The organism is Tunturibacter gelidoferens (assembly GCF_040358255.1).
Lineage (GTDB): Bacteria > Acidobacteriota > Terriglobia > Terriglobales > Acidobacteriaceae > Edaphobacter > Edaphobacter gelidiferens.
Genome location: NZ_CP132938.1, coordinates 2891506 through 2904977, shown reverse-complemented (window position 1 = coordinate 2904977; position 13472 = coordinate 2891506). Strand labels below are relative to the sequence as shown.

General features: G+C 56.6%; 10 protein-coding genes. 2 read left to right on the top strand and 8 right to left on the bottom strand.

The window, feature by feature from the left end; all coding sequences use genetic code 11:
- Positions 1-107: 107 nt before the first annotated feature.
- The 5 genes from moaA to RBB81_RS12945 all read right to left on the bottom strand — a co-directional run bounded on the left by moaA (position 108) and on the right by RBB81_RS12945 (position 7301).
- On the bottom strand, positions 108-1166 hold the full coding sequence (gene moaA, locus RBB81_RS12965) for a GTP 3',8-cyclase MoaA (protein WP_353070910.1): 1059 nt from the start codon (positions 1164-1166) through the stop codon (positions 108-110).
- 141 nt (positions 1167-1307) lie between these two features.
- Positions 1308-1763, bottom strand: coding sequence for a hypothetical protein (locus tag RBB81_RS12960; protein ID WP_353070909.1), 456 nt, complete (start codon positions 1761-1763; stop codon positions 1308-1310).
- Complete coding sequence (fdhF, locus tag RBB81_RS12955; protein ID WP_353073929.1) at positions 1747-4776, bottom strand: formate dehydrogenase subunit alpha; 3030 nt, start codon at positions 4774-4776, stop codon at positions 1747-1749. Before fdhF ends, RBB81_RS12960 begins: the two co-directional genes overlap by 17 nt.
- Before the next feature lie 172 nt (positions 4777-4948).
- Positions 4949-5950, bottom strand: a complete 1002-nt coding sequence (locus RBB81_RS12950) for a cytochrome d ubiquinol oxidase subunit II (RefSeq protein ID WP_353070908.1) — start codon at positions 5948-5950, stop codon at positions 4949-4951.
- 1 nt (position 5951) lies between these two features.
- The gene (locus RBB81_RS12945) at positions 5952-7301 is read right to left on the bottom strand and encodes a cytochrome ubiquinol oxidase subunit I (protein WP_353070907.1); all 1350 of its coding nucleotides are present in this window, start codon (positions 7299-7301) and stop codon (positions 5952-5954) included.
- A 599-nt stretch (positions 7302-7900) separates the two neighbouring features.
- Between RBB81_RS12945 and fdhD the strand changes: the two genes are divergently transcribed.
- Together fdhD and RBB81_RS12935 are read left to right on the top strand one after the other, a co-directional pair.
- Complete coding sequence (gene fdhD, locus RBB81_RS12940; protein WP_353070906.1) at positions 7901-8860, top strand: formate dehydrogenase accessory sulfurtransferase FdhD; 960 nt, start codon at positions 7901-7903, stop codon at positions 8858-8860.
- Complete coding sequence (locus RBB81_RS12935; RefSeq protein ID WP_353070905.1) at positions 8857-9249, top strand: DUF7009 family protein; 393 nt, start codon at positions 8857-8859, stop codon at positions 9247-9249. Before fdhD ends, RBB81_RS12935 begins: the two co-directional genes overlap by 4 nt.
- A 378-nt stretch (positions 9250-9627) precedes the next feature.
- Here the strand turns inward: RBB81_RS12935 and RBB81_RS12930 are convergent.
- The 3 genes from RBB81_RS12930 to RBB81_RS12920 all read right to left on the bottom strand — a co-directional run bounded on the left by RBB81_RS12930 (position 9628) and on the right by RBB81_RS12920 (position 13369).
- Positions 9628-10739, bottom strand: a protein-coding gene (locus RBB81_RS12930; protein WP_353070904.1) for an IS3 family transposase whose coding sequence is annotated in 2 segments (ribosomal slippage) — positions 9628-10487 and positions 10487-10739 — 1113 coding nt in all. Because the reading frame shifts where the segments join, the coding sequence is not laid out codon by codon here.
- A gap of 99 nt (positions 10740-10838) precedes the next feature.
- Positions 10839-12221 carry an efflux transporter outer membrane subunit gene (locus tag RBB81_RS12925; protein WP_423248017.1) on the bottom strand — a complete coding sequence of 461 codons (1383 nt, stop codon included), beginning with the start codon at positions 12219-12221 and terminating at the stop codon, positions 10839-10841.
- A 122-nt stretch (positions 12222-12343) separates the two neighbouring features.
- Positions 12344-13369: an efflux RND transporter periplasmic adaptor subunit gene (locus tag RBB81_RS12920; protein WP_353070903.1), complete on the bottom strand. Its 1026-nt coding sequence runs from the start codon at positions 13367-13369 to the stop codon at positions 12344-12346.
- Between the last annotated feature and the right edge of the window lie 103 nt (positions 13370-13472).

Here is a 13472-nt window from a genome sequence, read left to right as displayed (position 1 = left end):
CCTTCGAATTCGTTGCAATTTCCGCAAATTGGCCCAGTCTCCGAACGGACAACAGAGCAGGATAAGCCGCAGCAAGTATTGAAAATAAGTGAGCCGCGGACCAGCCGTTAACCGCCGATGTGGACCATGCTGCGAGAGGGCTTGAGGAAGGCGGGTTCGCCGATGTGGTGGCGGGCTTCCTTATGCTGAATTGTGCGCTCGATAAATGCTGCCATCTCCGCATCGCTGCCTCCACGCTGCAACACTCCGTACAAGTCATGGTCGGACTGCGAGAAGAGGCATGTTCGGATTTTGCCGTCAGAAGTCAGCCGCACGCGGCTGCAATGGCCGCAGAAGGCCTGCGAGACTGGTGCTATGATCCCGATTTCGCCGACGCCGTCATCGAAGGTGTATCGTATGGCTGTTTCACTGGCGGCATTTGGTGGCAACTGTACCAGTGGACGGAAAGCTTCCAGCCGCGCCTTCACTTCCTCGAGCGGAAGGACGGTGTCCAGCGACCAGCAGCGGTCTTCTTCAAGCGGCATGAATTCGATGAACCGGACGATAACGCCTTCCTCGCGGGAAAACTTCGCGAAGGGAACGATTTGGTCGTCGTTGAAACCGCGCAGCAGCACGCAGTTTACCTTGATTTGGTCGAAGCCGGCCTGCTTGGCGGCGCGAACCCCGACGACCACACGGTCGAAGCTGCCGGGCACGCGCGTGATGCGAGCGAATGTGTCAGGGACCACCGCGTCCATGCTCACCGTGACCCGGTTCAGTCCTGCATCGCGCAATGGCTGCGCCAGCTCCGCGAGGAGGTGCCCGTTGGTGGTTAAGGCCAGGTCGAGAGGCCGCCCGCTCGCCGTTTCGACAGGCGTCCGTAATCGCCTCAGCTCATACACTAACTCCAGCAGTCCTTTGCGCAGCAACGGCTCACCGCCCGTCAGCCGGACCTTCTCGATTCCCAGCTCGACGAAAACACGTACCATGCGCAGATACTCCGCGATTGATAGTTCGGAGTAGACTGCGCCTTGGTTACCCGTGCGGCAGTAGACGCACCGGTAGTTGCAGCGGTCAGTGATGGAAACGCGCAGGTCGGTGATGGTGCGGCCATGCTTATCGATGAGCCTCCGGCGCGTCAGGGGCGCCCTCTCTTCAACCGACGAAATGGAGGTAAGGATCGACATTGCTTAAGCTATTTCTCCCCAGAAGTTGCCGAAGAGCTGGATCGCGCGTTCCAGCCTGGCTCAGCAAACGAATTAGTGAGTCGGATGGCGACGCTTGCCAGCAACTCATCTCACATGCAAACGCCGGCTTTCAGACGCACTTTAGCGATCCTTTTCTGTTTGCTGCTTGCTCAGGGCGGCTCCAAAAACATTAAGCAACCCCACTGCCGTCGCCAGGCCGCGGCGCGCATCCTTCGACGCTGCCTGCTTCCCAAGCGCCAGCAACGATGGAGTTTCCTTTCCGGCCTCTGCAATCACTGCGTGCAATGCATCTGCATCGATCAAGGTGAGCAGGTTGCTGAAGGTCAGCCCTATGCGGAGCGCTGTTACCATCTCCTTCGAGCTGACGACATCCACCACATGGTTGACGACTGTGTCGCCCGCACTCAGCAGCCCGTTTAACAAATCAAGCAAACCCTTTTCGTGCAGCCGCTGCAGCAGGTCATATGCGGCCAGCACAGCCTCTGCGTGTTCGATTGGAGCCTGCTCAACCCTGCGAATCAGGTCTCCACGCGAATCGACCGGTGTGAACTCCCTAAAATCAACAGCGACCGTCATAGGATGACCCGCCTTTCCGCGGTTGAATTTGAACTAGCTTTTCCGTGCCCGGCATGTAATAGTCCTTACGCCTCCACTTACGCTCTACCTCCACTCCCGTTTGGGGAGTCGGCTTGCCGGAGAAGCGGGGGTTAAGCGGTTTCAACGGATTTGAGCCCTGTTCCGGTAGAAGCTTGATGCGGACCGCCGTCTCCTTGAACGCCGGAGTATTAGTGGCGACATCCGCATGCGAACCGGTCAGGATATTGATCGGTCCCTCTTGCGACAAATGCGGAAGGTAAACCTGTTTACCGAAGACTCGGTTGGTCACCAGTGCCTTGATCACCAGCGAGCCGTGACGGCTGGTCACGCGCACCCAGCGTCCGGACTCAATGTCGCGCTCGTGCGCCAGTTCTTCAGAGATCTCGAGGTATCTCTCGGGTGTCTCCTCCTGAATACCGGAAACCCGGTACGTCATGTTGCCTTCGTGGAAATGCTCTAACAGGCGGCCATTGTTCAGGAAAAGATCGAAATCGCGATCCGGCGCCTCCTCTGGCTCATGGAACTCCAGCGGATAGAGCCTTGCCTTGTTATCGGGGAATGGGAAACCGTTGAGATAGAGGACAGGCTGGTCCGTGCCGTCAGGCGCCACGGGCCACTGCAGCGTCTTATAGCCTTCCAGCCTGTCATAGCTGACGCCCTCATAAAGAGGCGTCAGAGAAGCCATCTCCGCCATGATCTCCGATGGATGCTGGTAGTTCCAGTTAGCGCCCATGCGGTTAGCAATATCCTGCGTGATCTTCCAGTCGGCGCGGCTGTCGCCCAACTCCGGCAGCGCCTGGTAGAGCCTCTGGATACGCCGCTCCGTGCTGCTGAACGTACCTTCTTTTTCCAGCGCCGGAGCACCAGGCAGAATAACGTCGGCATACCGGCAGGTCTCGCTGAAGAAGATGTCCTGAACCACAAAGAAATCCAGCTTTTCAAAGGCGCCGGCCACATGGTTCGCGTTGGAATCAGCAGAGATCATGTCCTCGCCCGCAAGGTACATCGCCCTCAGCTTGCCTTCGTGCATCGCATCCACCATCTCGTGGTTGTCCATGCCCCGTTCCGGCGCCAGGGCCACGCCCCAACCTTCTTCAAACTTCTTGCGAATCTCCGGATCGGTCACACTCTGGTAGCCGGGATACACATCCGGCGCCGCGCCGATATCGCCTGCTCCCTGCACATTGTTATGGCCGCGCAGCGGATACGCTCCGCCCTCGTCGCGCATGTAATTGCCGGTGATCAACAGCAGGTTCGAGAGGGCCGTCGATCCATCCGAGGCGCGTGTGTGCTGGGTAATTCCCATCGCCCACAGGATCGCGATACTTCTTGCCGCAGCCAGTTCCTTGGCGACCCGCTCCAGCGTTTCCAGGGGCACATCGCAGGTCTTGGCCGCGTATTCCATCGTGAACGGCTCGAGGCTCTTGCGAAACTCGTCGAGGCCATTCACCCAGTTGTCCAGAAAATCGAGCTTGGCGTGGCCGTTGTCGAGCATGTAACGGCTCATCGCCGAAATCCACACCAGGTCCGTGCCGGGACGCGGGCGGAAGTGGATATCCGCGCGCTGCGTCATCTCGTGCTCGCGCGGATCCGCAACAATCAACCTCTGACCGTGAAGCTTGTGCGCCCGCTTGACACGTGTTGCAAGAACCGGATGGCTATCTGCCGTCTGGCTGCCAACGATCAGTACCAGCCCGGACCTCGCGATATTCTCGATCCCGCCCGAGTCGCCCCCGTACCCGACGGTCCGAAACAGCCCCGTCGTTGCGGGCGATTGGCAGTAACGCGAGCAGTTATCGACGTTGTTGGTCCCCAGCACGGCACGAGCGAATTTCTGCATAACATAGACTTCTTCGTTTGTGGTCTTTGACGAGGCGATGATCGCAATCGAATCCGGGCCATACTGCTGCTTGATCGTGCCCAGCTTCGTTGCCACAAGACTTAGCGCCTCTTCCCAGCTCGCCTCGCGAAAACCACGGCCTTCGCGGATAAGCGGTTTTTGCAGGCGGTCCTTATGGTTCACATAATCCCAACCGAACTTGCCCTTAACGCAAGTGGAAATCTGGTTGGCGTCGCCATGTAGGGGAGCGATCTTGAGGATTTTGCGGTCCTTGGTCCAGACATCATAGCTGCAGCCGACGCCGCAGTAGGTGCAGACCGTCTTCGTCTTCTTGATGCGCTCCTCGCGCATCTTCGCCTCGGTCTGCGAGACCTGCATAATGGCCCCGTAGCCCATCTCCGGCTCAATGGCCTTGACCACATCGATCATCTTGTTCAGAGATTCTTTCGGCATGCCGCTGAGAAAGCCCGCTTCGCTCAGCATGGATTTCTCCATCAAAGCATTGCAGGGGCAAACGGTGATGCAGTGGCCGCAGGAGACGCAGCTGGAGCCACCAATCTGCATACCACCGTCCCAGAGAACGCGCGGATGCTCCAGCTCCCAACCGATCGAGAGGGTCTCATTGACCTGGACAGTCTGGCACGCCTGAACGCATTGGCCGCATAGAATGCACTGACTGGGATCATAGCGATAGAACGGATTGGACATGTCCACTTCATACGGCTTGGGCGTGAAGGGATGCTCCTGATGCTGGACATTGAGGGCAAGCGCGGTATTGTGCACCCTGCAATTTTCGTTGTTGTTGTCGCAGACGGTGCAATAGAGCATGTGATTGCCGAGGATCACATCGAAGGCTTCCGAGCGGGCATCCTTCGCGCGCTTCGACTCGGTCATCACCTTCATGTGCGCACCTACTTTGGTCCCGCATGAGCGGACGAGCTGCCCATCTACCTCAACGAGGCAGGTGTCGCAGGTCTGAATGGGTCCCATGAGGGGCGAGTGATAGCAGATATGAGGAATTTCTTTGTGCCTGAGGATCGCCTCGACCAGAAGCTCACCTTCGCTTGCAGCGACGGCCGTTCCATCAAGAGAGAGCTCGACCTCTGGCTGCTTACCAGGCGGGCCGGCTTTGACTACGTTTGTCAGATCCATCACGCTCATTTTGTTCCTCACTCAGTCCTTAATTTTGGGGGGAAGTCGATCCCGCCGTGGAATACGAAAACTGCATTAACTTGATGGGCTCCGAAGTTTTCAGTTTTGTAGACATCTACTGCCCACTCCCGGGCGCTCCGGTCCCTGCGCTGTTATCTATGGGAAGCCGCCGTTAATGTAATGGGATATCTTCATTGTTGGCTTTAAAGGTTTGCATCATATACCAAATCGAAGGAAACAACACGAGAAGTCCAGCGACTGTTGCACCAATTAGTGCCCATAGAACTGGCGGTGCTGCCGCTGCTTCGGAGACGGTCATGTCGCCTTGCAGGAAAAAAGGAGACTGAGAGAGTGCCCAGCCCCATAGAATCAGGCCAACCTGGAGCATCGCCGCGATCCGGGCTATCTTGTACTTCCTCTTCAGCAAAGCGACAAAGGTAGCGATGGCGTAAGCCGCCGTAGCGCCCTGCACGATCCAGACAAGTGATGGCCGCAGCAGGCCCGCATAAATATCGGGGGCTCCCGTTCTTGCAGCAAGGAACGTGCCTAACGCCATCAGTGCCACGATGACTCCGGAAACCAGCGCCTTGCGGCGAAAGTCCTCCTGCAGCGCAGGATCCCGGCCCTCTACCGTCAGGTAAACGGCGGCGAGAAACACAAACAGCGAGAGCGCAAAGAGACCGACCATTAAGGGGAATGTCCCGAGCCACGGAGCTAAAAAGCCATTCACCGAGACACCGTCTCTTACCAGCACGCGCCCGGAAGACATTGCACCGACGACCACTCCCAGACAAAGGGGCGTGATAGTACTGGCGATCGCAAAGATCAGGCCCCAGCGCCTCTGCGTTCGGTAGTCGCCCGTATGGTAGGCGCGAAAGACGAAGGACGAGCCACGCATGACGATGCCGATGATCAAAACGGTCAGCGGGATGTTCAATGCCGTCGTAATCGCAGCGAACGCCGCAGGGAATCCCGCAAAGAGCAGTACGACCACCAGAACCAGCCAGACGTGGTTTGCCTCCCAGACCGGAGTGATTGCGTTGGAGATCAACTCCCTTTGCTCCTGCCTGCGCGGCCCACTGGACAGCAGGTCCCACACGCCGCCTCCGTAATCCGCGCCGCCAAGGAGCACGTACAAGGTCAGAGAGGCCATCAGAATGAGCGCAAGCAACATCTCAGGGGCGTGCATGGAGCGGCACCTCATTTCCGGCAATGGCGTGAATCTCTGCTTCGCTTGGGCTAGCAATCACGTGTCTGCTCATGAGCCATATCACAACCGCCGCCAGAATCAGATAGAGGCCGGTGAACAGAACCATAGGAGTGGTCAGGCCTGGCATCGTCGTCACCGCCTGGGAAGTTTTCATGATGTGGTAGATGATCCAAGGTTGGCGGCCAACCTCCGTGACCACCCACCCAGATTCCAACGCCACAAATCCCAGAGGAGTGCAGAGCACCAGCAATTGCAGAAAGCGGCGATTCTCTATCAGGGGCCCCTTCCTCCAAGCCAGCCATGCGGCAACCAGCGCAACGCAGATCAGCAGCGTCCCGACTCCAACCATGATCTGAAAGGCAATGTGCACGACCAGTACATTCGGCCACTCATCCCGTGGAGTCTTATCCAATCCCTGCACGGTTGCGTGCGGGGAATGAAAAGCCAGCAGGCTAAGACCATCCGGAATTTCGATGGCATATTTCGTCTGCCTGGTCCGCACATCCGGCAGGCCGCCGATGTGCAACGGCGCTCCGCTACGGGTTTGGAAGTCGCCCTCCATTGCAGCCAGTTTCGTGGGCACGTTCCTTGCCGTCATTCTGGCTAAGGCATCTCCGCTCACCGCCTGCGCGACTGCTGCCGAACCTCCCACCAGCAGGGCAATGGCGATCGCGCGCTGGTGGAAACGGTTTGAACGGTCGCGAAGCGCCAGCAGCGCATGAACGCCGGCAGTGGCAAAGCCAGCCGCACAATAGGACGCCAGGATCATATGGATTGCCTCCGGCAATCCCGCCGGATTTCTAAGCGCCTGCCACACATTGATATCGGTGAGCTGCCCGTTCACCAGGCGAAAGCCGGTGGGAGTATTCATCCATCCATTTGCCAGGCATACGAACATTGCGGAGGCCACGCCGCTTACTGCAACGATCGCGCCCGCGAGAAGATGAATTTCCGGAGAGACTCTCTTCCAGCCATAGAGATAAATTCCGAGGAAGATGGCCTCTGTGAAGAAGGCAAAGCCTTCCAGCGAAAACGGCATGCCGATCGCCGCGCCGGCAAACCCCATAAAACGCGGCCACAACAACCCGAGTTCGAACGACAGAACTGTGCCGGAAACAGCGCCTACTGCAAAAAGGATCGCTGTGCCCTTGGCCCATCGTTTAGCCACGCACAGATATGCCGCATCGTGCGTCCGTAACCATAAGCCTTCCGCGATCACCATCATGAGAGGCAGTGCCACCCCGATGGCGGCAAAAATTATGTGAAAAACAAGGGACATCGCCATTTGCGAGCGAGCCGCAAAGATATCACTCATAGATCGTTCCCTTATGTGAGTCAGCCCAATCTGGGATGTCTGCTTCGATTGCCAGGCGCCTACCTACACCCCTGGAGGGAAAAGCATGAACCAGATTCGCTATTGCTCCGATTCGTCTCGCTACCGACATTGTTCTGTTTGTGGATGTCATGCATTTCCCGAATAGGCGCCGTTCGTACGATACGGACCATCAACGGAATGCCGCCTGCTACAGAGATTGCAACTGAAGAGCCAAACAACTCCGTTTGTCTGGCGTGACTGTTTCCTACGTTTTAAGACCGACTGATGAGTGGGTGTGCAATGAGTGGACGTCACAGCTGTCGGTATTTCGACTCCATTGCGATATTGTGGCCATTTTGTCGACACCTAGCCTCACCATTGGAAATCCGCATCTCTCTGGGAAGCCCAGAGAGAAATCTTCCTGGTGTCGGTGGGACTCTGACGTATGTGATTCTCAGCTACCGCCAGAAGAAGAATGACACTCAGGAGGCGGCGCAGATTTACGGCAGCACGAAGCTAGCTGTACTCAAAGGATTCGCTGCAGTCGAAAGACGTAATCGGGCATCCAATATGAATGGAGTGGGGGATCCAATATCAATATGGATACGTTTACTCCTATTACCGGTCCGGTTTCGGAGAGGGACACCAGCCGTGCCGTCGTCGACACATCGGTCGAGAGGGTAACGGGACTAGCCTTCCGCCAAACCGAAGAGTTTCTTGCAGTGGAAGAACCCCTTGAAGTTCAGCTAGCCTATAGTCCGGCTGACAACCGAGCAATGAAGTCCATCTCAGTTACGATGCGAACTCCCGGCCACGATTTCGAGCTTGCCGCCGGCTTCCTGATGACTGAAGGCGTGGTTCGCGACGCCAATGACATCGACGGGATTATCTATGCGGCGGAGAAGACTGCGCCTATACCCAACGAAACACAAGACCGTTCCTCTGCTTTGCCCTATCAACCCCGAAAGAATGTCGTCCGCGTGGAGCTAGCGCCTGATGTGAAAGTAAGTCTCGCAAATCTGGAGCGGAACTTTTATACAACCTCAAGTTGCGGCATTTGCGGAAAGGCGTCGCTGCTGGCTCTGCAAACAGTCTGCCCGGCGAGAGTAAAAAACACATTCTCGATCAATGCGCAGCTTCTCTATACGCTACCCTCTCGTTTACGGGAGGCACAGAGCGTCTTCGATCGCACTGGGGGCCTTCATGGAGCCGGGCTGTTCGACGCCACGGGCCAACTCCTCGGCTTACGCGAGGATGTGGGCCGTCATAACGCCGTCGATAAGCTTCTTGGCTCGGAATTCCTGGCGGATCGTACGCCTTTGCGTAATTCGTTGCTTCTGTTATCTGGACGAGCGAGCTTTGAGCTACTGCAGAAGGCTTTGATGGGTGGCGTCTCGATGGTCGCCGCAGTGGGAGCGCCGTCGAGCCTTGCTGTCCAGGTAGCACGAGAATTTGACATTATCCTGGTTGGCTTCCTGCGTAACGATCACTTCAACATTTACCACGGAGCTGATCACATCCAGCGGAGAAGATCGGACAGAGGGGACTTACGGGCATGAAAATACGCATTCAAGGAAATTCACTGCGAATACGCGTTGGGCGCTCGGAATTAGCGCACTTTCTTCATGAAGGCCGCATTGAAGATACGATCCGATTTACCCCGGCGCCAGAGGCTAGACTCACCTATGCGTTGGAAGTCTCGCCTGGCGCCACGCAAACCCGAGTACGGTATTCGCCACAGGAAGTTGCGGTCATTCTCGCTCCCAGACAAGTGGTCCAATGGAGTCTGGAAACGGAAGTGGGTGTCTATACACAAGTCCCCATCGGAGCTGGAGCTTCACTGGAAGTGATTGTCGAAAAAGACTTCGCCTGTCTCGATCGCAGCGACGAGGGCAACAAGGATACTTTCGCCAATCCGCTTGCTGGCACAGACTGCCAGGTAGGGTGATCCGAAGTAATCCTGCCAGATACCCGGCAGTCAGCAGCAAGTAAGAGACAGATCCTTTGATAGCACTCTGCACGACGATTCACAACAGCAGAGTCCTCGCTATCGCTTAGTAGCGTGTTACGGAAGAGCGATGCACGACCAAGAAAAAATCTCGCGCATTGGTGTCATTCTTGAGAGAGGCTATGCTGGCGATGGATGTCAATTGTGACTCACAGAATTGAAATCACCTAAGACTGTCTCTGTGTAGGGTTCTGCTGTGTAAGACGTGGTAGACGACGTGGTCTGCCCGATCTTCTGTACCAGTTCGGTTGTTAGTGTAGCGCAGCTATGAAGGGCCTAATTTTCCTGTACCAAGGTCAGAGTTAGTCTTCGACCTGTTTAGGTTCCAGCCAGATCGCGGCTAGCCGCGATCTGGCTGGCGAACTCGCTCGGCGTCCTGTCATCGAGAGATGCGTGAGGACGACTCTCATTATATTCCTGCCGCCATGCTTCGATCAGGTGTCTTGCCTCCTTCAAATCGAGGAACCAGTGGATATTCAGACATTCACTTCGCAGGGTTCCGTTGAAGCTTTCAACGAAGGCGTTGTCTGTTGGCTTGCCTGGTCTGGAGAAGTCGATCTTAGCGCTGTTGCGATAAGCCCATAGATCCATCGCCTGACTGGTGAACTCGCTGCCGTTGTCACAGAACAGCACCTTCGGCACGCCACGGTCTAGCTTCAACTGGTTCAGTGTCCGCACAACATCGTCTCCTTTCAGGCTCTGTCCTACTTGAATCGCTACAGCTTCTCTCGTATGCACATCCACGATCGTCAAGGCGCGGAACCGCGTTCCATCCTGCAGCTGATCCATCACGAAGTCCATACTCCAGGCTTCGTTCGGAGCCGTAGGCTTGATCCGATCCTCACGAGTTCGAGATGCCTTCCGCTTCCCGGCAGGCTTCATCCTCTTCAGCGTCAGTCCTTCTTCCTTGTACAGCCGGTACACCAAGTACTTGCCCACATCCCAGCCTTCGCGGTTCAACAGCACGCGGATCTTGCGGTATCCATAACGCACTCTTGCCTGAGCGATCTCGCGGATCCTCATCCGCAGTTCAGTCCGTGGATCGAGACAGCTTCGGTAGCGGTAGGTCGCTCGAGGGACGCGTAGAACACGACAGGCATGCCGTTCGCTTACCAGGTAGCTTCCAACCAGCCGCTCCACCATCGGCCCACGCCGCGAAGGCTTCACCATTTTTTTGAGAGCACATCCTGCAGCATCGTCTTGTCCAGCGTTAGCTCTGCAACAAGCTGCTTCAAACGCAGGTTCTCTTCTTGTAACTGAGCCATCTTGCGAACTTCGTCCACCTCTAGGCCAGCGTACTTCGCCTTCCACCGGTAGTACGTCTGCTCGCTAATCCCCGCCTTGCGGATCACCTCCGCGACAGGAACGCCTACTTGCGCCTGCTTCAGCACACCAATCATCTGCTCTACCGTGAACCGTCTCTTCCTCATCCAAATCCTCCTCAGCCATAGGGTTAGATTTGGTCGAAGACTAACATTTCTCCTGGCTCAAAATTACCGGGGCCCATCAGTTGAGAGGAGCCCGGCCAGTCAATTGGAATTGTTGCTCACAAGCTTGCCGCAGCATTCCGGTCGATCAGGCAAACTTGAACGATCCCATCCGCCACCGAGAGCCTGGATCAGCAAGACGGTATTCGCCATCCGCCGTCCCAGAATATTGACCGCCGTGACCTCATCGGTGAGAGCCGCATTTTGAGCTGTGATCACTTCAAGATAACTCGTGACCCCTCCCTTGTAGCGTTTGATGGAAAGCTCTAAGGACCGCTGGGCCGCCACGACTGCTTCAGCTTGGACCTTGGCTTCGTCTTCCAGAATTCTGACAGCCGCCAGATTGTCTTCCACCTGTTGAAATCCGGTCAGCACGTTTTGTCGGTAGACGGCGACTTGATTATCATAGGCGGCACGGGCTTGGTCGGTGAGGGCACGGCGTCTTCCCACGTCGAAGACGGTCATCACTGCAGAGCCGCCAACGGACCATAGGCCGCTCGGTCCAGTGAGCAAGGTCGTGATGGTCGCGCTTTCGAATCCTCCCGAGGCGCCCAGATTGATCACCGGGTAATAGGCCGACTTCGCAACTCCGATCTGGGCATTGGCAGCCGCCACCCTCCTCTCTGCGGCTGCGATGTCAGGGCGCCTTTCCAGCAGTTCCGAGGGCAGGCCGGCAGGAATGGGTGGAGGTGGTGCGGTGAGAGGTAGTGGGGGAAGGCTGAACTCTGCGGGGGGGGTCCCAATAAGAATTGCAACCGCGTGTTCGTATTGCGCTCGCAGCACTCCTACGTCGATCGCTGATGCCTGGACAGTTCGCAGCTGGGTCTTCGCCTGCTGAACTTCCACTTCCGAGGCGGTCCCTCCCTTAAAACGGCTTTCAGTCAACTTCAGTGCCTGCTCGTACTGCGTAACCGTAGACTTCAGGAGCTGTTCCTCGGCATCGAGACTGCGGGCTTGAAAATAATCCATCGCCACATCCGCATGCATGCTCAGATTGACCGTAGCCAGGTCGGCTGCACTCGCTTGCGCCTGTTCTCGATAAGACTCCACGGTGCGTCGAACTTGTCCCCACACATCGGCTTGGTAAGAAAAGTCGAACGGCAGCACAAAGTCGTTGTAAGTGACGCCATCAAAGGTCGGACTCAGGGTCGGGCGGTTGTTGGACACCCGCGTGCGCGTCGCAGACGGTCCGGCCGTCACTGTCGGATAATAGGCAGCCCGGTTGTAACGTAAAACAGCTCGCGCCTGCTGAAACTGCGCGTCTGCTGCCTTCAGGTTCTGATTCGATACGTTGACCTGAAGTTCAAGCGAATCAAGCAGCGGATCTTGAAATATCGTCCACCACGTACCGCCAAGATTCTGGTCATTGGGCTGGGCGGGCTTCCAGTTCCCTACCTCTTTATAAGCGGGAGGAGCCTGCACCACAGGAGGGTGGTACTTCGGTCCAACCTCACATCCACTCAACTCCAGCGCCGCTATCGCGAGTAGAACTCCCCACCACCGTGCATGTCTCGGGTTCTCGGCCAAAGAAATCTTTCGGGAGCGTTTCACTTGATATCTCCCGGCAATGTTGCCTGAACGATTTCAACTGCCTGACCCGAGACGATGGAGTCTGGAGGGTTGATAACCACCTGATCGTCTGCTTTGAGGCCGGCGACAATCTCTATCTCATTACCGAAATCGTGGCCAGGAGTTACAGCAGAGAGCACGACTTTCCCGTCTTTCACGATACCAACACGTAAACCTTCCGATCGGAATATCAGAGTATTGACTGGAAGCAGGAAGGTGGAGGCCTGCGCCGGGACCGCCAAGTGGACCTCAGCGTACGAGCCCGTGAGCAACGTGCCCGCAGGATTGTCCACATCAATCTCAATCAGCAGGGTACGGGTTGTCATATTGATGGCGTCCGCTGTGCGCACCAGCTTTCCCTGAAACTTCCGTCCGGGAAACTCAGCCAGGCTCAGGTCTGCCGTCATGCCGGTTTTCACGCCCTGCGAGTATTCCTCAGGGACGTTTACATAAACACGCAGCGTTCCCGGTTGGGAGATGTGAAAGAGGTCCGTTTTCACACCGCCGCTGCTGCCCGAATTGATGAGGTCCCCAATATCAATGTTTCGTGCCGTGATCACTCCGGTGAATGGAGCGTAGATCTTCTCGAAAGACTGCAGAGCTTGGAGTTGTCTGACGTTTGCCTGATTAGCTTCAACCGTCGCCCTGTCCGCGTTGTAGGTGCCCACCGCGTTATCCACATCTTGCTGCGAAACCGCATTGTCCTGCAGTAGTCCTTGGTAGCGGTTCCTGGTGGTCTCGGCAAGTGCGAGGTTCGCCTTTGCGGTATTGAGGTTGCTGATCGATTGCTGCAGTTGTTGGTCGACTTCAGGAGTTTCGATCACAGCAAGCAGTTGCCCCTGAGTCACTCGTGCCCCTATGTCCACATACCACTTCTTCAAATATCCGTTTGTGCGGGAATAAATCGGTGAAGCGATGAATGGTTGCACATTTCCGGGAAGGACAATCTCCTGAGCGGGCGCGGTTCGTTTCGGCGGTACGACCGACACCGCCTGTCGAGCCACTTGAGCCGTCTCCGAGCTTAGCGCCGTACGGGCCCTGACACGGGACCAGACGCCCCATCCAAATACGGTCGCAACCGCGATCAACCCAATTCCCAAGACAAGC

Excerpts from the sequence above, each read along its gene's own strand:
- moaA (WP_353070910.1), bottom strand. The coding sequence starts at position 1,166 with ATGTCGATCCTTACCTCCATTTCGTCGGTTGAAGAGAGGGCGCCCCTG.
- RBB81_RS12960 (WP_353070909.1), bottom strand. The coding sequence starts at position 1,763 with ATGACGGTCGCTGTTGATTTTAGGGAGTTCACACCGGTCGATTCGCGT.
- fdhF (WP_353073929.1), bottom strand. The coding sequence starts at position 4,776 with ATGGATCTGACAAACGTAGTCAAAGCCGGCCCGCCTGGTAAGCAGCCA.
- RBB81_RS12950 (WP_353070908.1), bottom strand. The coding sequence starts at position 5,950 with ATGTTGCTTGCGCTCATTCTGATGGCCTCTCTGACCTTGTACGTGCTC.
- RBB81_RS12945 (WP_353070907.1), bottom strand. The coding sequence starts at position 7,301 with ATGAGTGATATCTTTGCGGCTCGCTCGCAAATGGCGATGTCCCTTGTT.
- fdhD (WP_353070906.1), top strand. The coding sequence starts at position 7,901 with ATGGATACGTTTACTCCTATTACCGGTCCGGTTTCGGAGAGGGACACC.
- RBB81_RS12935 (WP_353070905.1), top strand. The coding sequence starts at position 8,857 with ATGAAAATACGCATTCAAGGAAATTCACTGCGAATACGCGTTGGGCGC.